The organism is Psychrobacter okhotskensis (genome assembly GCF_013248965.1).
Taxonomy (GTDB): domain Bacteria; phylum Pseudomonadota; class Gammaproteobacteria; order Pseudomonadales; family Moraxellaceae; genus Psychrobacter; species Psychrobacter okhotskensis.
In genome coordinates this window covers 15893-39285 of record NZ_JABRVQ010000020.1, presented here as the reverse complement: position 1 = coordinate 39285, position 23393 = coordinate 15893, and the positions used below count along the sequence as shown (strand labels likewise).

Annotated in this window: 19 protein-coding genes and 2 tRNA genes; 8 read left to right on the top strand and 13 right to left on the bottom strand. The window is 44.2% G+C overall.

From position 1 onward, the window contains the following. Position 1: 1 nt before the first annotated feature. From HQR03_RS10265 to rsmH, 5 genes are all read right to left on the bottom strand, one after another. On the bottom strand, positions 2 to 1453 hold the full coding sequence (locus HQR03_RS10265) for a UDP-N-acetylmuramoyl-tripeptide--D-alanyl-D-alanine ligase (RefSeq protein WP_173240105.1): 1452 nt from the start codon (positions 1451 to 1453) through the stop codon (positions 2 to 4). A 106-nt stretch (positions 1454 to 1559) separates the two neighbouring features. Further along, the gene (locus tag HQR03_RS10260; RefSeq protein ID WP_173240104.1) at positions 1560 to 3269 is read right to left on the bottom strand and encodes a UDP-N-acetylmuramoyl-L-alanyl-D-glutamate--2,6-diaminopimelate ligase; all 1710 of its coding nucleotides are present in this window, start codon (positions 3267 to 3269) and stop codon (positions 1560 to 1562) included. Positions 3270 to 3339: 70 nt separating this feature from the next. Next, the gene (locus HQR03_RS10255) at positions 3340 to 5430 is read right to left on the bottom strand and encodes a peptidoglycan D,D-transpeptidase FtsI family protein (protein ID WP_173240103.1); all 2091 of its coding nucleotides are present in this window, start codon (positions 5428 to 5430) and stop codon (positions 3340 to 3342) included. Beyond that, the gene (gene ftsL / locus HQR03_RS10250; RefSeq protein WP_101211361.1) at positions 5427 to 5909 is read right to left on the bottom strand and encodes a cell division protein FtsL; all 483 of its coding nucleotides are present in this window, start codon (positions 5907 to 5909) and stop codon (positions 5427 to 5429) included. The genes HQR03_RS10255 and ftsL overlap by 4 nt, the downstream gene beginning before the upstream one ends. 526 nt (positions 5910 to 6435) lie before the next feature. Then, positions 6436 to 7446: a 16S rRNA (cytosine(1402)-N(4))-methyltransferase RsmH gene (rsmH, locus tag HQR03_RS10245; RefSeq protein ID WP_173240123.1), complete on the bottom strand. Its 1011-nt coding sequence runs from the start codon at positions 7444 to 7446 to the stop codon at positions 6436 to 6438. 416 nt (positions 7447 to 7862) lie between these two features. Here rsmH and gltX point away from each other — a divergent pair, with 416 nt between their 5' ends. The 5 genes from gltX (at position 7863) to HQR03_RS10220 (ending at position 11784) form a co-directional block, all read left to right on the top strand. Beyond that, complete coding sequence (gene gltX / locus HQR03_RS10240) at positions 7863 to 9392, top strand: glutamate--tRNA ligase (RefSeq protein WP_173240102.1); 1530 nt, start codon at positions 7863 to 7865, stop codon at positions 9390 to 9392. Between the two features lie 127 nt (positions 9393 to 9519). Beyond that, positions 9520 to 9879: a hypothetical protein gene (locus tag HQR03_RS10235; RefSeq protein WP_173240101.1), complete on the top strand. Its 360-nt coding sequence runs from the start codon at positions 9520 to 9522 to the stop codon at positions 9877 to 9879. A 122-nt stretch (positions 9880 to 10001) separates the two neighbouring features. Continuing rightward, a tRNA-Ala gene (locus HQR03_RS10230) sits at positions 10002 to 10077 on the top strand. Between the two features lie 155 nt (positions 10078 to 10232). After that, positions 10233 to 10308, top strand: a tRNA-Glu gene (locus tag HQR03_RS10225). 435 nt (positions 10309 to 10743) lie between these two features. Then, on the top strand, positions 10744 to 11784 hold the full coding sequence (locus tag HQR03_RS10220; RefSeq protein WP_173240100.1) for a YrzE family protein: 1041 nt from the start codon (positions 10744 to 10746) through the stop codon (positions 11782 to 11784). Between the two features lie 243 nt (positions 11785 to 12027). Here HQR03_RS10220 and HQR03_RS10215 read toward each other — a convergent pair whose 3' ends face one another. Next, positions 12028 to 12936, bottom strand: coding sequence for a DMT family transporter (locus tag HQR03_RS10215; protein ID WP_173240099.1), 909 nt, complete (start codon positions 12934 to 12936; stop codon positions 12028 to 12030). Between the two features lie 459 nt (positions 12937 to 13395). Then, positions 13396 to 13695 carry a peptide-binding protein gene (locus HQR03_RS10210; protein ID WP_101210707.1) on the bottom strand — a complete coding sequence of 100 codons (300 nt, stop codon included), beginning with the start codon at positions 13693 to 13695 and terminating at the stop codon, positions 13396 to 13398. 285 nt (positions 13696 to 13980) lie between these two features. Between HQR03_RS10210 and HQR03_RS10205 the strand changes: the two genes are divergently transcribed. Beyond that, positions 13981 to 14634, top strand: coding sequence for a LysE family transporter (locus HQR03_RS10205; RefSeq protein ID WP_173240098.1), 654 nt, complete (start codon positions 13981 to 13983; stop codon positions 14632 to 14634). A 179-nt stretch (positions 14635 to 14813) separates the two neighbouring features. Here HQR03_RS10205 and acnA read toward each other — a convergent pair whose 3' ends face one another. Beyond that, on the bottom strand, positions 14814 to 17663 hold the full coding sequence (acnA, locus tag HQR03_RS10200; protein WP_173240097.1) for an aconitate hydratase AcnA: 2850 nt from the start codon (positions 17661 to 17663) through the stop codon (positions 14814 to 14816). Between the two features lie 292 nt (positions 17664 to 17955). Continuing rightward, positions 17956 to 19008, bottom strand: a complete 1053-nt coding sequence (locus tag HQR03_RS10195) for a DUF3025 domain-containing protein (RefSeq protein WP_173240096.1) — start codon at positions 19006 to 19008, stop codon at positions 17956 to 17958. A gap of 113 nt (positions 19009 to 19121) precedes the next feature. Here HQR03_RS10195 and HQR03_RS10190 point away from each other — a divergent pair, with 113 nt between their 5' ends. Beyond that, positions 19122 to 19838 (top strand): metal-dependent hydrolase, encoded by a 717-nt coding sequence (locus tag HQR03_RS10190; protein WP_173240095.1) that lies wholly within the window; start codon positions 19122 to 19124, stop codon positions 19836 to 19838. 44 nt (positions 19839 to 19882) lie between these two features. Beyond that, positions 19883 to 20437, top strand: a complete 555-nt coding sequence (locus tag HQR03_RS10185; protein ID WP_173240094.1) for a YchJ family protein — start codon at positions 19883 to 19885, stop codon at positions 20435 to 20437. Positions 20438 to 20440: 3 nt separating this feature from the next. Here HQR03_RS10185 and HQR03_RS10180 read toward each other — a convergent pair whose 3' ends face one another. The 4 genes from HQR03_RS10180 to HQR03_RS14215 form a co-directional block, all read right to left on the bottom strand. Further along, positions 20441 to 20908 (bottom strand): type II toxin-antitoxin system VapC family toxin, encoded by a 468-nt coding sequence (locus tag HQR03_RS10180; RefSeq protein WP_025653214.1) that lies wholly within the window; start codon positions 20906 to 20908, stop codon positions 20441 to 20443. Further along, positions 20905 to 22044, bottom strand: coding sequence for an AAA family ATPase (locus HQR03_RS10175; protein WP_173240093.1), 1140 nt, complete (start codon positions 22042 to 22044; stop codon positions 20905 to 20907). The genes HQR03_RS10180 and HQR03_RS10175 overlap by 4 nt, the downstream gene beginning before the upstream one ends. 75 nt (positions 22045 to 22119) lie before the next feature. Continuing rightward, positions 22120 to 23016, bottom strand: coding sequence for a class II glutamine amidotransferase (locus HQR03_RS10170; RefSeq protein ID WP_173240092.1), 897 nt, complete (start codon positions 23014 to 23016; stop codon positions 22120 to 22122). Further along, a complete protein-coding gene (locus tag HQR03_RS14215; protein WP_227523180.1) occupies positions 23017 to 23349 on the bottom strand; it encodes a hypothetical protein in 333 nt (110 codons plus the stop codon). Positions 23350 to 23393: the final 44 nt, after the last annotated feature.

Genomic DNA, 23393 nt, shown 5'->3' with positions numbered 1-23393 from the left:
CCTACTCCTCTACTAGCGCATGAATAAGTGTTTCCATTTGCATGGAACGAGAGCCTTTGAACAATACCGTACAAGGCTCGGCTTGTTGCGCTTGCAAGTAAGACTGTAAATACTGCAGCAGACTCTCTTTATCAGCGAACGCATGAGCACTAATCTCAGAAATCTCTTGCGCCCCAGCCACAGTATAAGGCGCGTACTCACCAACACATAGCAGCACATTGATGCCTGTGGTTGCGATAGTACGACCCAAGCTTTGATGCTCGCTCACCGCCGCCTCACCCAATTCAGCAATATCTCCTAGCACCATCACCTGCGTACCAGTTTGCGCCGCCAATACCTTAGCAGCTGCGCGCACTGAATGTGGATTGGCATTATAAGTATCATCAATCAGGCGATGCATACCGAGCAGCTGACTGTTCAAGCGCCCTTTAGCGGGACGCGCATTCTCAAGCCCGATCACAATATCATTCACGTCGATATTCAAAGCATGGGCACAAGCCGCAGCCGCCAAAGCATTATTGACGTTATGCTCCCCTGCTAGTGGCAAGCTAATATCATGGACTTGGTTGCCAATGTGTAGCTTAAACTCACTGCGCTCAGGCTCGACATCTAAGTGACTGGCGCTGACATCGGTATTACCAAAGCCAATGACATGTGAGGTATGCTTTTCAGCAATACGGCGTAATTGATTGGTAAAGTCATCTTTATCTGGAACGATCGCAAATTGTGCATCATTCAAGGTATGATAAATCTCTGCCTTGGTCTGGCAAATCCCTTCGCGGCTACCAAACTCACCCAGATGCGCCGTGCCGATGTTCAGAATACAAGCCACATCCGGACGGACAATCTCAGTGGTATAGGCAATCTCACCAATATGATTGGCGCCCAACTCTAAGATGGCATAGCGATGGTGATCGGATAATTCGAGCAGCATCATCGGTACACCCAAGTCATTATTGAGATTGCCACGAGTGATGAGCGTCGGTGCTAATCTGCCGAAGATACTACCCAGCATCTCTTTACAGGTGGTCTTACCACTAGAGCCAGTAATAGCAATGACGGTTAAATTTTGATGCTGTTGACGACGATACGCAGCCAATTGCCCTAGCGCTAAACGGGTATCGCTCACGACTAGCTGCGGGATATTGGTAGAGATTGGCCGTGAGACGATAGCAGCAACCGCACCTTGTTTCATAGCAGTAGCGATATAATCGTGACCGTCAAAATTGTCACCCGTTAAGGCCAAAAAGATATCACCGGATTTTATCGTGCGGGTATCAGTGGCAATGCGCGTGCTCGTAACATCATTGCTCGATCCTGCTTGTTCTTCACTTAGCTGTCCTGCATCTAGCTGCCAGTGACTATCAAGCGCCGCTGTTGCTGTAAGCAGATTACCTGCCTGCCAGACATACAGCCCTTGCGACTGTATGGTGTTATCGTTGTCGGCTGTCATAGTAGTGATTACCTTATATGATGATTACTTATTTTTTATAACTGCATGTTAAAACTTATAAATATTATTAAAAATTAGTGTTGCTAAACACTCAGACAGCACTTTTTTATACGCGGCCAGCATGCTCTAGGGCGTTTTGTAAAATAATACTGTCGTCAAAATCATAACGGACATTATTGATTTCTTGATAAGTCTCATGACCCTTGCCAGCGATGACCACAATATCATCGGCAGCCGCTTGATTGACGGCATATTCAATCGCTTTTTGCCGTGCTGGTTCGATATAGGTACGCTGATATTGCTCCGCACTCATACCTGCTTGCATATCTTGCAAAATCGCCTGTGGATCTTCAGTGCGAGGATTGTCTGCCGTTAGAATCACTTGATCCGCGCCTGCCAGCCCTGCTTGCGCCATCAATGGGCGCTTGCCAGCATCACGGTCGCCACCGCAGCCAAATACCGCCCATAATTGACCCTTACAATGGGTTTTAAGACTGGCTAATACCTGACTTAAGGCGTCGGGCGTATGCGCATAATCAACGATAAAACAACCATCATTAGATGGCACACGTTGCATACGACCTACGGCACCTTGTAGCTGTGGCACGACTGGCGCAATACGCTCCAAACTAATCTCTAAAGCTACGGCAGCTGCCATAGCCGCAAGCAAATTCGCCACGTTAAAACGTCCAAGTAATGGACTGACGATATCTAAATTATTAACGTTACCATCGCCAAAATCTGTACGCAGGCTAATCTCGACACCTTGTAAGCTGGGCTTAATTTTAGCAGCGACAAAGGTAGCCGTTTTTGTAGCATCCAAACTATAGGTCCAAACCGTCAATTCACTAGCATGGGCGGTATCCAGCATAATCTGCGCATGCTCATCGTCGATGTTGACAATGGCGTGAGTCAAATCTGGGAAGTGGGCTTTATCAAACAGTTTGGCTTTGGCTGCCGCGTACTCTGCCATATCGGCATGATAGTCTAAGTGGTCACGGCTAAGATTGGTATAAATTGCCACCGACACCGGCATGCCTTGCAAACGCTGCTGATCCAAACCATGTGAGCTGGCCTCTAACGCCAGTAGCTGTGCCCCTTCGCGACCCATTTGATATAGAAATTGCTGAACCGCTAAGGCATCGCCCGTGGTATGACTGGCTTGTACCAAAGTGCCAAGCCTACCATTACCTGCCGTACCCATGACGGCGCTGCTCATGCCAGTCAGCTGGGTTAATTGCGCCACCAGTTGACTGATGGTGGTTTTGCCATTGGTGCCCGTCACCGCCACCACTGCTGGTAATGTTACGGGCTGCTGATGCTGCAAACGCGCTTGAATTAAGTCACCCAAAAAGTCACGGATGTTGGGCGCGTATACGACGGGGCAAGGCAAGGAATCTAATTGCTGCTGCGCCGTAGCTTGAGCATTATCAATCAATTCAATATTAGCATGTGGCGGCACATTAGCCGTGGCAAGCAAGGCGATAGGATCGATTTCTGATAGGATAAAAGCCGCATTTTTAGCGGCTTGATAAAGGTAATCACGGCTTTTTTGGCAGTTTGGTGTATGGCTCTTTAGTAGTACAAACACGTCATTTGACGCTACCTGACGGCTGTCTAAACGAAACTGCTGAAACGGTAAATTGACAAGCGTAAGTCGTTGATTGGAGGCTGATTGGTTCGTTAATGTTTTATCTGCTGCTATTCTCATTGCTGATAATGCCTGCGCTAGATGATGACTATTACAATTGCTAGCATTTATAAGCTGTTGCAGGGTAACAGTGGCACTGGTCAGCGATGAGTTGAGCATGGTCATGAGCAAATCCTAATCGGTTAAAACAAATCAAATCATTAATAGCTGAATACGTAAATATCCATATCCATGCCTACTGGGCTTCAGTTTTTAAGGGTTTATCTAATGGCACATTATAGAGACGTAGCGCTTCTTTCATGACGTTATGGAATACTGGCGCCGCTGTCAGACCAGCATAATGCAGCCCTCGAGGGTCTTCCACTAAGATAACACCGACCAGTCTTGGGTTTGATGCTGGTGCCATGCCCGCAAAGACGTTGCGATACTGATCGGTATAATAACCACCTTTTGGGTTGATACGACGCGACGTCCCTGTTTTACCCGCCACTCGATAGCCATCAATCGCCGCTGCTTTGGCGGTACCACCCTCTTCGGTGACGCTCTCTAACATCTGGACAATCGACATGGCTTGTTCGTGCGCCATGATGCGTTTGCTTGGTTCTACTTTGTCGCTCTTAACCAAGGTTAGAGGATGCATGACTCCGCCTGCCGCTAATGCCGAATAAGCCTGCGCCACCTGCGCTACAGTCGCCTCCATACCATAACCATAACTGATCGTTGCACGACGTGAGGTCTCTTTTTCTTCCGGTGTAACCACAAGCCCACTGCCTTCCGCTGGGAACTGTAGCGGTGTCTTTGCACCGAATCCAAATTGCTTTTGCATATTGGTAATGGCATCAGCGGGCAAAGATAAGGCTATCTTGGTCGAGGCCACGTTACTTGATTTTTGTAAGAGTGTGGCAAGATTGATGGTGCCCAAATTATTATGATCACGAATGGTATAGCCACGCACACGAATTGAACCCGGATTGGTATCAATTAAAGTAGTCGGTGTGTATTTGCCCGAATTGAGAGCCGCAGCCACGGTAAATGGCTTCATGACTGAACCCGGCTCAAATACATCGAGGAGCGCACGGTTACGCTGGTTTTCACCAGTCATCTCATTCAGGTTATTGGAGTTAAATGATGGCCATGTCGATAGTGCCAACACTTCGCCAGTTTGTACATCGACGACCATACCAGTTGACCAGCGCGCTTTTTGCACACGTCCTACTTTCTCTAGTTCTTTATAGAGCAGATACTGTAGACGCGAATCAATGGTCAACGCCACATCTTTGCCAGGTATTTCTGGCTCAATCTGTTTAATCTCTTTTAGGCTGTTTTGTTTGGCGTCTTTGAGTACCAGTACTTTACCATCATCACCCGCCAGCTCTTTTTCGAATTGACGCTCTATGCCTGCCCGTCCTTCGTAACCACCTTCAGGATCGTTGGCATTTTGCCCCATAAAACCCAACAGCTGCGAGTTTGGTTGTGGCTGCGGATAATAACGCTGAAAGAAGTTTTTCTCATACACGCCGGGGAAGTCAAGCGAGCTGACACTTTCGGCTATTTCAGGCGTGACTTTGTTGAGTAGTGGCAAATAATGCGAGCCTGCGCCCGATGGCAGGGCGGCTTTTACCGCTTCTTCATCAGTCACATCAATACTGTCATCGACAGCAGTGACTTTCTTTAGCTCACTGACCGGAATGTTGGCGGCCGCTGCCAGCCGAGTCAGATCCATATTATCCAGACGTTTTTGCATACGCGCTTGTAACTGTGGACTATTCGGATTGGTAATTTTGATACGTTTAAGCTCATAGTATTCGCGCGAATAATCATGCGGACTAAAGGAGACAGTCGCAAGCGGCGCACTAACAGCTAAGGGTAAATTATTGCGATCGGTAATCATACCGCGATAGGATTTTTGCGTCCGTACGCTGGTGATAAGCTCGTCACCTTTATCTTGATAAAACTGTGCGTTAGCCACTTGGATATAGTAGGCACGCCCTATCAGTAGCGCCAACACCACAAGCGCCACACCCCAAACGGTACGGAATCGGTTTTTGTCATACTCAAAGCCGCCACGAGAGGAGGCACCAGTAGCCTTATTAAATACAATTTTTTTACGGTTTTTAACACTGGTATACGCGCCTTGATCTTCATTCTTTTTGAGGCGACCAAAGAGCTTGGCTTTGCGATTGTCTGAAGATTTGCTGTCAGTTTGCCCAGATTTGGCAGCACTGGCTCGGCGTAATGGTTTGGTTACTTTACCACTGGCGGGTTTTTTGCTGGGGTTTTTTGCTGATGTTTTACCACCATTGGCGTTTGGCTTTTTATCACTCATTGTCCTGCCTCCGCAAGATTGGCGTCGCTCACAGGAGCATCGGTTTCGACAACGTCTGAATCATTGGCTCTAATCAGCTCTGCGCTAGTTGGCTGGGCTGGTGCCAATGCGACGGCCGCACCCGGCTGAATGATCAGCTTATCCTTGAGAGTGGGTGAAAACATACCAAGCTCGGCAACGGCGCGACTGGCAATTTGCGGTGTGGCACTAAAGGTTTGCTGTTCAATTAATAGGCGCTGGTGCTCAATTTGCAGTTTGCGTTCTTGTTTTTTCATGTCTTGCAAGGTTCTATAGTCCTGATGATATTGCTGCACTTCCTCAGCCGTTTTGATACCGCTCCAGACGATGGCTGCTGCCAATAGCAACAACACCGCCACATAAATGCTGACCACATTAAAGCGGCGCACGAATAGCTCGCCAACATCAGTGGTATTAGCCATTGCGGCGCGACGGTTTGCAGGTTTGTCAGATATTGCCATGACGATCTCAAAAAAGTAAACTTCAAATATAAAAGAGCGGCGACTGTATAAGGGTTATGAAAATCTCATCCCTGATCAGTACCCTCAATAAAAATAAAATCAAACGCGCTGTGCAATGATAGCCGTAAAAACCTGCTATGATTGACCTTTACTCTACAAGCTATAATCAAAATATCCTAAAAACGCGATGCTATTGCTGATATCAATTTTTTGTCGCCTCTGTCTGCGCAGGCACAGCAAGCTAGAAAAATAGATATCAGCAGTGCGTGATGGTTCGATATTACTTTTTACTGACTATAATTGTCTTCTACTCTAAGCTGACAAAGAAAATAATAGCTAATGGTCATCGCTAAATTAGCGCAGACATAAACAAAAAACTAGCTGCTGAGCCTAGCAGATAATATTTACAGCTTTTTAACAGTTGCGTAAACATTAAGACATTTAGTCACATCCACTAAACAGCATACTAGGGTGTGTCCTGAATTCAACTGATAGCGATCTAATTGGGCTAAAAACGCTTTTACTGCTATAGCGTCTGTTGATACTCAGTATCGGTACGAGTCGCCATGCGTAACCATGCGCTACGTGAGCGTGGATTTTGACTCACCTCATCTTTGCTAGGGCCCACGCGTTTTGGCTTGCTAAAATAACGCGGACGCTTAGGCGGCATCGGCAAATTCTCGTCTTCTGGATACTGCCCTTTACTATGACGCTGCAAAAACTGCTTAATGCGGCGATCCTCTAATGAATGAAAGCTAATGACCGCCAGCTGCCCGCCTGACTTTAAAATCGGGATGCTTTGTGCTAAAAAATCATCGACATCGCCAAGCTCATTATTGATGAAGATACGCATCGCCTGAAAGCTCTGCGTTGCTGGATGCTTACCGCGTTGCCAATTCGGGTGTGCCACTTTTATCACCTCTGCCAGCTCAAGCGTGGACTCAAAACTGTCCATCTGCTTAATCGCACGTGCAATACGGCGGCTGTGACGCTCTTCACCAAACTCATAAAGCACATTGGCCAAGGTTTCATCATCGACTTTGGCAAGCCATTCAGCGACGGATTGACCACGACTGGTATCCATGCGCATATCGACCGCACCATCGCGCATAAAGCTAAAACCGCGACTACCATCATCAATCTGTGGCGAGGAAATGCCCAAATCTGCCATCAGACCGTCGACCTCAGTGATACCCATAGCGGCTAAGCTGTCCGTCAAGGTCGCAAAGCTGTCATGCACCACTTTTACGCGACTATCGGTAGTTGCCAATTCACGAGCAACGCTAATGGCTGTTGGGTCTTTATCAAACACAATCAAGGTGGCATCATCAGCCAGCTGGCTTAATAGCAAGCGACTATGGCCACCACGCCCGAAGGTTGCATCGACGTAGATACCGCTCATTCGTAAGCTGCTTTGGTTGTCACTGTTTTGTCCTGCGTCATCGGTTTGCTTGGGCAATGATTTGACACCCAATACCGCCGCGACCGCTTCTTGCAACAGTACAGCATCGTGGACAAAACTTAGTTCATCTGACACTTTATGGCCTTGACTAGAATCTTGCGCAGAAACGTCTTCCAGAGAAGATGGGCTAACCACTGACTCAGCGCTATCGGTAGCAGCAGGACTGGCGTTAACATTTGGCTTTGGTTTAGATTTTGATAATGACACAAACAACTCAGTAGATGACGACCATCATGGCCAGTAATAGTAAAAAATCAGATGAAAATAAACAAGTTATGACTTACCTAGCATTATTATCGCAAGGATACGCTGGTAGTCAAGCGCTAGAGGGGCTTTTCATTAAAAATATCCCATCTCTCTGTTATACTAGCGCTATATTTTACGCTATTTTTCTACCTTGACGGCTACTGTTTCATCCGTATTTTTTGTTCAAAGCTTTGATTAGCATTTTTCACTACCCTATTCATTAACCACCCTATTCTGAGATTTTTATGATGCAACCATCGACTTCTACTAGCAGAACGCGCCCTGTCCGTACTCGTATCGCGCCCTCACCGACTGGCTTTCCTCATGTCGGCACTGCTTATATCGCGCTATTTAATTTAGCCTTTGCTAAAGCACATGGTGGCGAATTTATTTTACGTATCGAAGACACCGACCAAACACGCTCAACGGAGCAATCTGAAAAAATGATTTTAGATGCGCTGCGTTGGGTCGGCCTTGACTGGGCGGAAGGTCCAGACATCGGCGGTCCGCACGCGCCTTATCGTCAGAGCGAGCGTAGCGATATTTACAAAAAACACGCTGAGCAGCTGATAGAAAACGATCATGCGTTCCGCTGCTTTTGTACCAGCGAAGAGCTAGATACCATGCGCGCTGAGCAAATGGCCAATGGCGAGACACCACGCTATGACGGTCGCTGTGCTCATTTAGCACCAGAGAAAACTGCGCAATTGGTCAGCGAGGGTAAGCCAAACGTTATCCGTATGCGCGTGCCAAGCGAAGGCGTCTGTCAGGTACAAGACATGCTACGCGGCACCGTTGAGATTCCTTGGACGCAGGTCGATATGCAAGTGCTTCTCAAAACTGACGGCATGCCAACGTATCATTTAGCCAACGTTGTCGATGACCACTTGATGGATATCAGCCATGTACTACGTGGTGAGGAATGGCTGAACTCTGCACCGAAGCATCAGCTACTTTATGAGTATTTTGGTTGGGAGATGCCAGTCCTTTGCCATATGCCACTGTTACGTAACCCAGATAAATCAAAATTGTCTAAGCGTAAAAACCCAACCTCTATCACCTATTATCGTGATGCTGGCGTACTACCTGAAGCTTTGCTGAATTACCTTGGACGTATGGGCTACTCCATGCCTGACGAAGCAGAAAAATTCACCTTGGACGAGATGATTGCCAGCTTTGATATTCAGCGTGTATCGCTTGGTGGCCCTATTTTCGACATTGAGAAACTTAATTGGGTCAATAGCGAATGGCTACGTGCACTTACTCCTGAAGAGCTAAAAAATAAAATACTCGACTGGGCAAGTAATAGCGATAAATTAACGGCTATCGCAGCAGCCATTCAGCCACGTATCGAACTACTGTCTGATGCAGTCAATTGGGGCGGCTTTTATTTCCAAAATCTCCCAGATATTAATGCCGAAAGCTTCACCCATAAGTCATTGACACCTGAGCAAATTATCGAGATGCTTCAGCTGTCATTATGGCAGCTAGAAGTCTTGCCAACGTGGTCAGAAGAAAATATCTACGCCACTTTAAAAGGGCTTGCGGCTCATCTCGATATTAAGATGCGTGACTTTATGGCACCGTTCTTTATCGCTATCGCTGGTAGCACCTCATCGACACCCGTCATGAACTCTATGGCGATTATCGGTGCTGATATGACGTTGACGCGCTTGCGTCATGCGGTTGATGTACTAGGCGGCTTGGGTAAAAAGAAGCTTAAAAAACTAGAGAAACAAGCGGCTGAGTTGCCAGACTTTTTGGCGGCTGAATAGCTTCTCTGCCGAATAATAAATTAGCTGAAATTTTGAATTTGAAAGGGTCAGGCCAGTTCTGACCCTTTTTCATTTTTAGTCAGTATTACTACTCTCATAATATTAAACATACGAATTGGAAACAAATATGGCCGCCAAGACCGTCACGATAGAAAGTAAAGATTATGTCTTCAACACCCTAAAAGAAGCGCAGAAATACTATGATGCCATCGTAAAAGAGCTTTATGATGCCAAACTCACCCTGACAAAGGGTCAAGATTTTGAAGATCTAAAGTGGATATATACGACTTACTCTGATTATAATAAATCAGCGCGATTAAATGAGTCTGAGATTATAGGCTTTAAAGGTATCAGCACAGTACAACAAAAAGGCGGGCAATATATCCCCACAGAATGTGCTGCTATTGTTTTTTCAGATGGCACCGAAGAAGAATTCTTTACCGATAAAGCCATTAAAGAGATTGCTAGTCAGCAAAATCCACGCTAATTTAGGCTTATTAAGTAGCTAAATCCGCTTTAAACGCTTTTTTTCGCATATTTATCGATTATTTTGAAAATAGCGGTTGACAAGACTGCTGCTGTTACCTAAAATACGCACACTCTTAGCGAGGGGCTATAGCTCAGTTGGTAGAGCACTTGCATGGCATGCAAGGGGTCAACGGTTCGACTCCGTTTAGCTCCACCATACTATTTACGACAAAGCTCAGTTTACTGAAACTTTAGAATGAATACTCGCTAGTAGGACGATATCAGCACCTAGGCAAGGCTTGCTCTATTAATAGATAAGCTCTCTGATATTGTGAAGTACCGTTGTAGCCATTTGGTTATGACACTCTATGCGTCCCCATCGTCTAGAGGCCTAGGACACCGCCCTTTCACGGCGGTAACGGGGGTTCGAATCCCCCTGGGGACGCCACTATACGGCGTCACTTATTAGCTCTTTTGTGAAGCTGCATTAGATCAGACTAATAAGCGAACAATAAAAAAGCCCAGTCATCATACGGTGACTGGGCTTTTTTATGTCTGATTTTTACCACATCGTTCTACTTAAGGGTTAATTCTTCTTTGATGTTTTTACCTAACTTATTGAAAATAAATATATTATATACAGGATTGCTAGATTAAATCGGACTTATTATTACATAAGTTTACTTCCACCCGTATCAGTGACATAGTTTAACGCGCTTACACATAATCCTATTGTTTATATACTCAAGAGCAATATCAATGCATTGCTTAATTTCTTATGATTAGATTGTATTTGAGAGTCTTATTTATAATGTACTCTTCTATAAAAATATTAATATATAAACTAAGATAAAACGACTCTACAATCTTATAAGGAATGATTATGTTATCTACCTATACGCCTCAACGTCGCCCATCATGGCGCGGTGTGCTCGCCGGTCTCGTTATGGGACTGATAGTGGTTATGGCAATGATTGCTATTGCCTTGGTTCTCAGCTCATTTTTACCTTTTGATTTAAAAGGTACTAGTATTACTGCTGGTATCTATGCCGCAATTACCGCCATAGTCAGTGCTTTTGTAGCAGGCTATTTTGCGATCAAATTTTCAGCACCGGAAGCGTTATTTGGTGACGGTACAGATATTGATCCAAAAGACGCCAGCTTAACTGGTATGCTCACTGCTGCTTTAATCGTATTGTTGACTACATTTTTTGCGATGAGTAGTGCTACTAGTATTTTAGCAACAGCAGGCAACGCGGTAGGCTCTACGGTTAGTACCGTCGCTAAAACTGCCGGAGCAACGGTAGGTGCAGGTGCAACTGCCGCTGGTACAGCCTCACAAGATGCTGGTGTGCAACAGAAAGCACAGGAAATTTATCAGCGTGTGTCAGGTGACATCAGCGAAGAAGATATACAAGCAATGGTTGCCAAAAATACACAGAATTTGAATGAAGAACAAGTTGCTGCAACCAGTAGTGTGGTTAAGGATTTGGTAAACAGCACCAAAACTCAAGTCGCTAATATGGACTTCACCGATATCAACACATGGCGCAACATTGATGACTATGCGAAGCAACGTATGGCATCTATTGAAAAAACGTTAGAAGGTCCTGAACTTATCAATCGCTTGCAACAGGAAGGTCTAACAGAAGCGCAAGCTATGGAAGTTCGCACCGAGGTTCAACAGTCATTTAACGAATATAAAATGAAAACTGAGCAAAATATTGCAGAAGCAAAACAAATGGCTGAGCAAAAGCTACAGCAAGCTGAAGATGTTGCTCGTAAAGCAGCGTTATATACCGGTCTATTTTGGTTAATCAGCGCATTGCTAACCTTTATCGCTAGTATGTTTGGTGCTAAAAGTGCCGCAGCGAATTATCGTTTAGATAAGCCTATCGTAACTTTAGGCGATAACGTTAGATAAGTTTGAACCACGCTTACCTAAGTTAATTATTAAACAAGTTATAAATTAGAAAGTTATCAATATTAAACTAAAAGCCTAATCATAAAGATTGGGCTTTTTTTATACCTGTTCTCTAACAGCAGAAACTTATTATTTGACTGAAAAGGCTGATTTAGTTGGGCGTGATATAACAATTTTATAAAATACTCTACAGCTTGAAATCTTATCGGACAAACGACTGGCTTATCCGATAAGGTATTCTACCTACGATTTAACCAAGCCTTTTAACGATAAGTTTAATGATAGATAAGTTCCGAACAGGATCACCACTGAGCCAATAATAGCCCCGATATCCAGTGCTTCATCAAGCAAGATATAACCAAAAAATATCGCAAAAATGGGAATAACCAGCGTAATACTGGTCGCGCGCATCGGGCCAATATTTTTGATCAACTGGTTCATAAAGATGAGGGCAATGGCGGTCGAAAATACCCCGATACAGATCACCGATACCCAAGCTTGCAGGCTGATACTTGTGCCATAAGGGAATTTGTAGACGGCAATCGGCGTCATCACCACACTAGCGATAATGAGGGAGCCTGCCGTAATCGCAATCGGGGAGATATCCTGTAAATAATTTCTGGTGATATTTGCCCCTATCGCATAACCAACACTGGCAAATAGCGCATAACCCATCGGTAGCAACGCTGAGCCTAAATCCGTCCCCAAGCCCTGCCCTTGCTCACCAAATAAGTTCCCACTCATGAGGATAATCACCCCAACCAGACCAATGATCAATCCTAGCGTTTGCCGCTTGGTCAGTCTTTCTTTAAAGAACATACTGGCGATAAAGCCGCTCATCATTGGTACAGAGGCATTAAGCACCGCCAATACACCAGCGTTCACCGTCTGCGCTGAAAAGGAAAATAACACGAATGGAATGGCAGCCGAGAACAGCCCAACGATGGTTAGCACTTTGTAGCTTTCTTTGATACCTTTGCGGTTTTTCGCACTCATTAATATAAAAATAAGCATGGTCAGTCCAGCAAATACCACGCGCAGGCTGGCAAATGCCAACGAGCCAAACTCAGGGACACCCACCCGATAAAATATAAATGAGAGCGACCACATAAAGGAAAGCGCAAAGAAGGTAATAAGGTCGCGTCTGGTCATGGTTCACTCAATTTGGCAGGCTATTTATCCAGCAGTGTTTGCTGGGTTGGTTAAGTCATAAAATATCGTGATGATACCGTTTTAATGGCTTTAGAGATGCTGTTTTTATGTATTTTTGCGGGATTTATACAAACGGATAGGTACGATTTATGGCGTTTTAGTGAGCGCATAGGATGAATGTCGTCTGGATGAGCATTGCTCGATCTCATTGGGCTTGAGCGAGGGTGATTTTGCGGATATCGTGTATGATTAAAGCGTGATGAGCGAGCGGTGTTTTTGCTCATTAAACTTACGAAAGCTGAAAAAAGCCAGCCTAAAAAATATCTCGTATTTTTTAGGCTGGTTTCTTATAAATCAACACTGTACCAAAATTCTAATAGCCACTAATTTATTGCCTAAGACACTTAGGCTTAGCAAATTTGGCTATCTATTCTCATCCAAAACTGACAAATCACCCTACTAACGATCGTAGCAAGAAACGAATTCTCTAATCGCCCAGCCCCAGTGTCTGTATTCTCCCTTATAATATCCTTCCAAATATACCCACGGACGGCTTCTATTATCGTAAGTCGTTTCGGTGATATAAACTTCGCGCTCATTACGTAGTTTATTAATGACCTTACCATTAGGTTGGTCGCGAATATTTAACGGAGTACCAGTCGGGTCCGTTACTTTACAGACTCTCTCGGCGTGCGCCGCATTCATTCCAATAATCACCGCAAAAATAGATAAAGCAAGAGTACCAGTTAGTCGGGTCATTTCAAATTCCTATAGCAAACAAATGTCTTATTTAGTTTAGACATATTATCAGAATTTATATTACTGTATGGGCGATTTACATAAGAAATTTATGTTTTATCAATTTTTATGAAGGCTGAGAGCACAACCTGCCTTATGATTTTTAATATGGGTACTCATTGGGTGATTTACTCTATTGCCAACTCTTACAATGCTCACTACTATCTACCCTATAAAAAATTTATAAAATATATAAACACTCTATAACATAGGGATATCTAGAGCCATCAAAGGGAGGTGCTTGTTGTGTTTGGTATTGAGAACTATCTGGGATTTACCATGGCGGCCATTTTGTTAAATATTACACCTGGTTCGGATACCATGTACATCATTACTCGTAGTGTCTCACAAGGGCAAAAAGCTGGGTTTTATTCGGTATTAGGCGTGACTTCCGGTGCGTTGATTCATACTTTATTAGCGGCGCTAGGTCTATCAGTATTATTGGCCAATTCCCCAATAGCATTTATGATCGTCAAATATATTGGTGCCAGCTACTTGTGTTATTTAGGCTTTAAGATGCTAACAAGTAAACAAGCACCTTTGATAACGAATAACGTGCAAGACCACAAAAACATTGCAACTATGAAGCCTTTCAATTATTGGCAGATATACAAACAAGGGGTGCTCACCAATACCTTTAACCCCAAAGTGGCTTTGTTTTTTGTCGCTTTCTTTCCTCAGTTTATCGACCCCAGTTATGCTCATAGCATGTTGTCATTTTTGGTATTGGGGCTGACCTTTGCCACCACGGGTTTGATATGGTGCTCGTGTTTGACATTATTGGCGTCAAAGTTCAGCAAAAACCTAAGAAAAAACCCTGCCATTGAGTCTGTCTTGAACAAAATCAGCGGTGTCGTATTTATGGGACTGGGCGTTAAATTGTTGACTGACAAAGGTTAAGCAAGTTGGAATAAAGAGTAGAGGACATAAAGTATTTAAAGAGAATTGGAATGAGAACTTCAGATAATTCAATGAAATAAACTTCCCAATACTTACTTATTCCTTCTCACCCAATAAAAAAGCCCAGTCCCCTATATTAAGGGGACTGGGCTTTATATGATTCTAACTTTAATTAACCATTAAGCAGCGTCTTTACTCTCTGCTGCTAATTGGCGTAGTACATAGTGCAACACGCCGCCATGACGCACGTATTCGCGCTCTTTTGGCGTTTGTAGACCGACATTGACCTCAAAGGTTTCTGTTGATCCATCAGCGCGAGTAGCGGTAACTTTGGCGGTTTTGCTTTCACCATTATCGAGACCACTAATGCTGATGACTTCTGAACCATCAAGCTTGTAAGTCTCAGCGTTTTCACCTTCTTTAAAGGTCAATGGCAACACGCCCATGCCCACTAGGTTTGAGCGGTGAATACGCTCAAATGAGCTGGTCAATACCGCTTTGACACCGAGCAAAATAGTACCTTTGGCTGCCCAGTCACGGCTAGAGCCAGAACCATACTCCGCGCCGCCAAGAACAACGAGCGGACGCTTGTCTTCTTTATACTTCATCGCGGCATCATAGATGGCCATTTCTTCACCATCTTGTAGCGTAGCGCTGTCGCCCTTGAAGTAATAAGTATAGCCGCCTTCCTTACCACCCATCATGGTATTTTTGATACGGATGTTGGCAAAAGTACCACGGGTCATAACTGCATCGTTACCACGGCGTGAGCCATAGCTGTTGAAGTCCGCCTCCATCACACCACGCTCTTGCAAGTACTTACCTGCTGGTGAGTCTGGATCGATATTACCTGCTGGTGAGATATGATCGGTGGTGATTGAGTCACCAAACAGACCTAGGATACGCGCGCCTTCGATATCAGGGATACCTTCTGGCTCCATGGTCATACCATCAAAGAAAGGTGGGTTTTTAATATAGGTCGATCCTTCATCCCATGGATACAATTGGCTATCCGCTGAACTAATTGCGTTCCACGCTGCACTGCCGTCAAACACTTCGCCGTAGTTTTTGCGGAACATATCAGCATCGATATTGTTGGCAATCAGCTCGTTAATTTCTTCCGAAGTCGGCCAGATGTCTTTTAGGAATACATCATTGCCATCTTGATCCTGTCCGAGCGGATGAGTCGTCAAGTCAATATCAACAGTACCTGCCAATGCATAGGCAACGACTAACGGTGGTGAGGCTAAGTAACTGGCTTTGACATGCGAGTGAATACGACCTTCAAAGTTACGGTTACCAGACAGTACCGCTGCTGCGACTAAGTCGTTTTCTTCAATGCCTTTTTCGATCTCTTCTGATAATGGCCCTGAGTTACCGATACACGTGGTACACCCATAACCTACTAAATAGAAGCCCGTTTTTTCTAGCTCATCCATCAGATGAGTTTTCTCAAGATAGTCGGTGACCACTTTAGAACCCGGTGCAAGCGATGTCTTAACCCAAGGCTTGGCTTTAAGACCTTTGGCAGCAGCTTTTTTGGCCACTAGACCTGCACCAATCATTACTGCTGGATTGGAAGTATTGGTACAAGAAGTAATAGCAGCAATAACTACCGACCCGTCTCGTAACTTGTGTTGTTTGTCATTGATGCTGACATTTGAGAAGACATTGTTTGCTGGCGCATAACCTGCATTATCATCACTAGTATCAACTTCGATATTCGGCTCAGCCGCCAAGTGTTCAGCTTGCTCTTGCTCGCCGCCTTCTTGATCAAAGCGTACTTTGCCTTCTACTTCTGACTTGCGGTCTTTGGTCATTTTTTCTAGCGTTTCACCAAACTTCTCATGCATATCAGACAAATTGATACGCTGCTGTGGCAAGTTCGGACCAGCAAGTGCTGGCTGTACTGACGATAGATCTAGTTCTAGCTTGCTCGAATAAGTCGCCGCAGGTGTATCGGCATCGTGCCATAAGCCTTGCGCCTTAGCATATTTTTCGACCAGCTCAATTTGCGCTTCGTCGCGGCCTGATAGACGCAGATAATCAATCGCCATTTGGTCAATTGGGAAAATACCACAAGTTGCGCCATATTCTGGTGACATATTGGCAATCGTCGCACGATCGGCAAGCGGCATGCTGTGCAGGCCTTCACCGTAGAATTCGACAAACTTACCAACCACACCATGGGCACGTAGCATTTCAACCACACGCAATACCAAATCCGTGGCGGTGACGCCTTCGGTCAATTTACCCGTCATCTCAAAACCAACGACTTGTGGAATCAACATCGATGATGGCTGTCCAAGCATGGCAGCCTCTGCTTCAATACCGCCCACGCCCCAACCAAGCACGCCAATACCATTAATCATGGTGGTATGACTGTCAGTACCAAACACCGTATCAGGATAGGCAGTAAGCTCGCTCTCACCATCAACCATGACATCAGCGGCCATCACCACACGCGCTAAATACTCAAGGTTAACCTGATGAACGATACCGGTCGCAGGTGGTACGACGACAAAGTTTTCAAAGGCGTTACGACCCCAATGCAAGAACTCATAGCGCTCATTATTACGCTTAAATTCGATCTTTTCGTTCAAATCTAGCGCATCTTCGCGGCCATAAGCATCGACTTGTACCGAGTGATCGACGACCAGTTCACTGGGAATAAACGGGTTGATTTGCTCGGCTTTACCACCCAGCTCAACCACAGCATCACGCATGGCGGCCAAATCGACCACCGATGGCACGCCAGTGAAATCCTGCAAGACGACGCGAGCAGGCATAAAGGCAATTTCTTTTGACGCTTCAGCACCTGCGTCCCAATTGGCGACGGCTTCGATGTGGTTTTTACCCACAGACTGACCATCATCTTCGTTACGCAGTAGGTTTTCTAATACGACTTTCATGCAATATGGCAGCTTACTGATATTGCTATAGGTTTTGGTTAGCTCAGGCAGGCTGTAGTAGGCATGTTCCTTGCCATCGACCGACAAGGTGTCTTTTACATTAAAGATATCACTCATGGTAGCTTCCTTATCTACTGGGTAGATTGTTATGAATTTATTGTTATAACTGGTGGCTAGATAGATTAACGGTGAATTTATCAGCTTAAAGAAAAAAGGATTATAAAATTTGCATCCATTGACCACTGGAATGAAAGAAAAAGATAGATAGCATTTCCGTCGTTTATAACGAGTCCCTTTCACCATAACAAATTTCGAGCCCTTTGTTAACGCCTAGACGGTGTCAAATCGTGGCACAATCGTAAACGTAACAGCCGCTTAGCGGTTCATTAATAAGGTGTTCAATGATTTTTCACTTTTTCTTTTGACGGCGACCATGACGAAACACATAGTTATCTTCATAAAAGTTCATATCAGCATTTTCTGCCCAAAAATGTGGCACGCCCAAAATAGGCAAGGGAGCCAGCTGGCGCGGTGTGACATTATCTTGTGACAGCAATTTATCCATATATTGAGCAATTTTGCCATCCAGATAGACCATGCGTGCAGATAGCGGCAAGGCAAAGAAATCTTGCGGCACAAGGATGACGATACTGTGCGCACATAAAGGTTTGCGCGGTTTTATCAATTGCTCAAGCAGTGCATGACCAAAAACATAAACCGCAGCCCGAGACTGACTATTCAGTTGTTGTGGATTGTCCCACTGCGCGCGCGGCTCTATCAAACTTGCCTGCCAATCGAAATTAATCAAAGCCTCGCCAATACGCGGCTCAGACGTCACTAGTACCGCCCCATTTTCATCGAATACGGTGATGGTATCGCGGACACGACCTCGGCTAGCGCCAATCCCCTGCTGGGCAATCTCTACCATATGATAATAATTAAGCAGCGCTTTAGTCTTTGGAAAAGTCAGCCAAATACTGCCGTTAAATAAATCATGCAAGTTATCACGTGTCGGAATCTTGCCACTAGTGCCAATAAAGCTTTCGTATGCTTCGCCTTCTGACAACGCCTCTTGTGAAACAAAGTTTAGCGCATGTGCTTGATTGTTTTGCGTGGACTTAGTGGTAGGTAATTGGCTTTGCAAATGCTCACTTTGCTGGTTTAACGCTTTGTTTAAAACCTTAGCGATCACGTCAGGCCGACTCTTTGGTTTAGCTTCATTAGAGCCCTCAGCTTCATGAGAGCCTTCAGCATTGTTAAAGCCTTCAGCGTTTGCCCCACCGAGCTGAGCGATGGCGTTACTGATATAGTCCAACTGCTGCAAATGAGCCAGCCATGGCGCTTGCCAATCAATCTTAGCAAAGCTTTTGTCAAGACTGCCGCCGCGTGTAGACAGGCTTGTAATAGGCGCTTCAGAAGAAGCTGTTGAATAAGGTTTGGCAGGTAAATCAGTGGCGGTCATGTTCACTATCTCTATTAGACGTAGGGCTTGTCTATGGTATCATAGAGCGCTTTTTTGCTGCTAGATAGGCGGCTCTAAACACCCTCCTTAGCGATATTTTATGGCAAATCTTTATGGCAAATTTTAATACCCACTTAAATGTCGCATTCATGGCCAGTGGTACGCTCAGCTTGACGGTTTATAAAGCGGGATTGATCGATGATTCAGGGTTTTTGATGTGCGTGGCGCTCGGTACCATCGGTGGGCTATTGCCTGATTTGGATTCTGATAATTCGACACCGATTAAGCTGGGTTTTAATATTATTTCGTTTATATTTGCCTTTGGTCTGGTGATGCATTGGCGCAGTGAGCTGAGTTTACTGGCGCTCATTGCGCTATGGTTAGCTGGCTACGGCTTTATGCGTTATGTGGTTTTTACCGTTTTTACGAATATGACCGTACATCGCGGTGTCATTCATTCCGTTCCTTACATGGCGATACTGGGGCTGGGACTGAGCTGCTTAAGCTATTATGGCTTGCACCTTCCCCTGACTGCCAGCTGGTTTTACGGTTTGTTTTTATTCGGCGGTGCCATGGTACATTTGGCATTAGATGAGCTATATAGCGTCAATTTATCAAATATGAAAATGAAGCGCTCATCGGGTACGGCGATGAAGTTTTATCAGCATAAAGATAAGTGGTGGTATCTGCTGCTGTATGTCATCCTTGCATTATTAATATACTTTGCACCGCCTTTCGATGAATTTTGGCAGCAATTACGTGACCCAGCACCTTGGGCAAAGCTAAAACTCGGTCTATGGCCAGAATTGATAAAAAACATGCTAAATTGAAATTTATAGAACTGTTAAAAAATGAATAACAACTCGAGTAAATAATGTCGACTTCCCTACAAACCTGCCCTTGCCAAATTAACCCACCCTCAAACGTTATAAGCTCACCGCTACTTTATCAAGACTGCTGTCAGCCGTATCATGACAGTTTATTGAGCGAAGAAGCTGATAAGACAGATGGCGTAAAAACGGACTCTGCTGAGCGTCTCATGTGGTCGCGTTATAGCGCCTTTGTATTGGTCAAGCCAGAATACATCGTCAAGACCACGCTACCTGCGCAGCAAAAATTGCTAGATATTCAGGCGATTGAGTCTTGGGCAAAAGAAACAGATTGGGCAGGATTAGAAATCGTAGCGCATACACCAAAGCTCGGTAAATGCCATGCGCAGGTTGAGTTTAAGGCTTATTTCAAGACAAATGAGGATTTGCAAGCACATCATGAGTTGTCTGCCTTTGTGAAGGTGACAGACAAAATCAATAATGATGAGCGTTGGTACTTCTTAGATCCAACCGTTTCAATGTCTGTCAGCCAAAAGCAGCCGTGTATCTGTGGTTCAGGTGAGAAGTTCAAAAGGTGTTGTGGGGTGTACTTGAGTTAGAAACTAAATTAGTTTTCCTTCGTAAAGAGTATATAGCTTCTCAAGCTGCGGCAAGTGCTTGTCATTAGATAGCAATTCGATATCATTAACCTTAGCCGTAGCAAAATGAAATATATCAAACTGACGTTTATCAATATTTTTATTGACATTATTTTCGTTGGCAATAAATTTATCTAGTCGGTATAAGTCAGCAGCTAAATCTGCGACATCTTGACTTATATCTAAAGTGGTGAGCATGTTCATCACGTTAACATATCTTTTAACCTCGTCATCTCCTTTCTTCCATAAAAAGTATCTTAGAAACTCATAACGGATGAGTGGTGTGATGACTACTTCGACGTTATTTGAAGCTATTTCAGCACGTAAAGTCTTTAATTTTTGCAAAAGATTAGCGTCATTTTCGTCAACCTTACCCTCTAGTAAATAAATTAAATAATTGGCATCAAGCAATAGTTCTCTTTCACTCATCATTGCCCTGCCTCTAGTTGTTTGATTTTTTCATCTAATAAACTGATAAGCATCTGCTTTGCTTCTGCTTGCTGTGGCGCATTATCTCGCGCTAACTTAAGCTGATTAATATCAATATCAAAAGCATCTTTTAACAAGTCTATAAATGCGGCATTATTAGGATGATTTATCAGTTCCGTTTTTACTACGCCATCTGCTTTATCACGGTATAACTCATAAGCTTCACCATGTTGTAATTGGCTCAAAACAATTGCGGAGTGAGTAGTGATATAAAAGGTAGTATTAGGGAATAGACGTTTCAAGGTAGGAATAATAGTCGCTTGCCATTTGGTATGAAGATGGCTTTCTATTTCATCAATGAAGACCACCCCTTTGACATGAGCGATATTGGTTTCATTAGTGAAATAACTGTAACCCGCAATGATAGATTGCATAATTTTAAGTATCGAAGCAAAACCGCTAGAAAGTTCTGATAGTTCTGTTTTATTGTCGGCAACTTTGATAAACACACGGTTATCACCTAGTATTTCTAAAAACTTAGCATCTATTCTTTCATCAACCTGATTGAGCAATTTTAGTAATGTAGTAATTTCAACTTCGCGGTTGTCCTCAGCAGCTTGATAAGGATTAGCCGATTGAGCACGTTGTACGACCCACTCTTTTATATCGTCACTAAACATTTCTCCACGCTTGTTATCTGTATAAAACCACTCTCCCACTTTAAAAAAATAATCATTCTTTCTTTTATTTAAGTTCCCGATACTATTATCGATACCTCTTCCCTCTTCTATTGATCCTCTATTATTAATAGAGCTTATAACAAAAGGTATCTTAAAATCAGAGGCTTTTCTGAAATCTTTAAAAGTAAGGACATAATCACCTGTCATAAATTCGACTACTAAATTTTCAGTAGTAAACGATTTAAACTGTCTAATCTCTTCGTGAATATCTAAGTCACTTACTATTTTATTTATTCTTTTATTAGAAGCAGCGTAAGCAGTAAACAAAGCTTCTAAGCACTTCGTCTTGCCAATACCATTTTCACCGATTAGGCAATATACCCTCTGCTCAGGCTGAAAGCTAAGATGAACATCACCGACACCTACGAGCTGTTTGATTTGAATGTCATTACCTAACATAGCTTCACCTAATTTTTAGTTCACTACTAACTTTATGATGGAACAACCAATTTCAAAACACAAGTCGATCAACCCCTAAACACTCGCCCCAACCGCCCGTGCCACCGCAATTCCTTCGTCAACCGTCAAAAACTTACGCTGGCTTGGGCTGTCTTTAAAGAGGATCTCGCCGTCTTGGAAGATGAGACATTCATTGACCGCCAGTTGTTGCCATTTTTCATTTTCAGTCAATGGCACGGTGACTAAGATAGTGACTTTATCCTGATCTGTGGTCACATCACCAAAGTTAATCGCCAAATCATCATCAGCCAGTTTGGCTTCCCCAAAAGGCGCTTTACGAGTGAGATAAAACAATAAGCTACCGGCATAAGCCAATTGCCATTTGCCATTAGATATCAAGCAATTAAACAAACCATTAGCAGACAGATAGCGACATTGGACGGTCAAAAAATTAAACAGCGTTTTGTCGTCAGGTCGGGTTTTAAAGCTGCTTTTTAGGCGATTGACCAGATAACAAAACGCCATTTCAGAATCAGTTGTGCCGACTGGTTGGCAATGTGACGCGTTACCATTGTCTTGCAAGCGTTGACAGCGTTTAATAAACTCGCTATTCATCTGCCCATTGTGCGCAAATACCCACTGCTCGCCCCAGACTTCACGGACAAAAGGATGAGTATTCGCCAAACAATTTTGCCCTTGGGTGGCTTTACGAATATGGGCGATAACATTCATGGCTTTAATCGGATAATTATTAACCAAATCAGCAACGGGTGACAAATGGCTTGGTTTATTATCATGGAAAAGACGCAAACCAGTTGAAGCATGCTCTGAGTCGCACTCACTACGCTCAAAAAACGCAATGCCAAAGCCATCTTCATGACTGTCTGTCATACCGCCGCGCTTGCGGAAACCTGCGAAGCTAAAGCCAATATCGGTTGGCGTATTACAGTTCATTCCTAAGAGTTGACACATTTACGCGTTACCACCTTTATTATATTGATTGTCTGCTGCGTCATGATTAACCGGATTACCTGACACAATACCAAGTTCTATATCACTCATACTAGCCAACAAATCCGCCCCAGTATTGTCATCGCTTTCAACACCATCTAGGATACGCTGGGCTTGTGCCAAATCCGTGTTTTCTACCCACAGCACGACACCAGAATTCATCCCGGGAATCGCACTGAGCGGTTGCAAGGACACGGTAATGCCATTGTTGCGCAGCAGATTGGCATGCAGCTCGCCTTGCATATTGGTATCGTAGCGCGCCAGTTTGTGCCAGTTATCAACTTGATCAGTCATGGTAAATTCCTTTTAAACAGTTAAATGTCTTGTTAATACAGATG

Excerpts from the sequence above, each read along its gene's own strand:
- HQR03_RS10195 (WP_173240096.1), bottom strand. The coding sequence starts at position 19,008 with ATGACCGCCACTGATTTACCTGCCAAACCTTATTCAACAGCTTCTTCT.
- ftsL (WP_101211361.1), bottom strand. The coding sequence starts at position 5,909 with ATGGCAATATCTGACAAACCTGCAAACCGTCGCGCCGCAATGGCTAAT.
- HQR03_RS10185 (WP_173240094.1), top strand. The coding sequence starts at position 19,883 with ATGTCGACTTCCCTACAAACCTGCCCTTGCCAAATTAACCCACCCTCA.
- HQR03_RS10220 (WP_173240100.1), top strand. The coding sequence starts at position 10,744 with ATGTTATCTACCTATACGCCTCAACGTCGCCCATCATGGCGCGGTGTG.
- HQR03_RS10190 (WP_173240095.1), top strand. The coding sequence starts at position 19,122 with ATGGCAAATTTTAATACCCACTTAAATGTCGCATTCATGGCCAGTGGT.
- HQR03_RS10255 (WP_173240103.1), bottom strand. The coding sequence starts at position 5,430 with ATGAGTGATAAAAAGCCAAACGCCAATGGTGGTAAAACATCAGCAAAA.
- HQR03_RS10260 (WP_173240104.1), bottom strand. The coding sequence starts at position 3,269 with ATGACCATGCTCAACTCATCGCTGACCAGTGCCACTGTTACCCTGCAA.
- HQR03_RS10265 (WP_173240105.1), bottom strand. The coding sequence starts at position 1,453 with ATGACAGCCGACAACGATAACACCATACAGTCGCAAGGGCTGTATGTC.
- HQR03_RS10175 (WP_173240093.1), bottom strand. The coding sequence starts at position 22,044 with ATGTTAGGTAATGACATTCAAATCAAACAGCTCGTAGGTGTCGGTGAT.
- HQR03_RS10215 (WP_173240099.1), bottom strand. The coding sequence starts at position 12,936 with ATGACCAGACGCGACCTTATTACCTTCTTTGCGCTTTCCTTTATGTGG.
- HQR03_RS10180 (WP_025653214.1), bottom strand. The coding sequence starts at position 20,908 with ATGATGAGTGAAAGAGAACTATTGCTTGATGCCAATTATTTAATTTAT.
- gltX (WP_173240102.1), top strand. The coding sequence starts at position 7,863 with ATGATGCAACCATCGACTTCTACTAGCAGAACGCGCCCTGTCCGTACT.
- acnA (WP_173240097.1), bottom strand. The coding sequence starts at position 17,663 with ATGAGTGATATCTTTAATGTAAAAGACACCTTGTCGGTCGATGGCAAG.
- HQR03_RS10210 (WP_101210707.1), bottom strand. The coding sequence starts at position 13,695 with ATGACCCGACTAACTGGTACTCTTGCTTTATCTATTTTTGCGGTGATT.
- HQR03_RS10170 (WP_173240092.1), bottom strand. The coding sequence starts at position 23,016 with ATGTGTCAACTCTTAGGAATGAACTGTAATACGCCAACCGATATTGGC.
- HQR03_RS10235 (WP_173240101.1), top strand. The coding sequence starts at position 9,520 with ATGGCCGCCAAGACCGTCACGATAGAAAGTAAAGATTATGTCTTCAAC.
- HQR03_RS14215 (WP_227523180.1), bottom strand. The coding sequence starts at position 23,349 with ATGACTGATCAAGTTGATAACTGGCACAAACTGGCGCGCTACGATACC.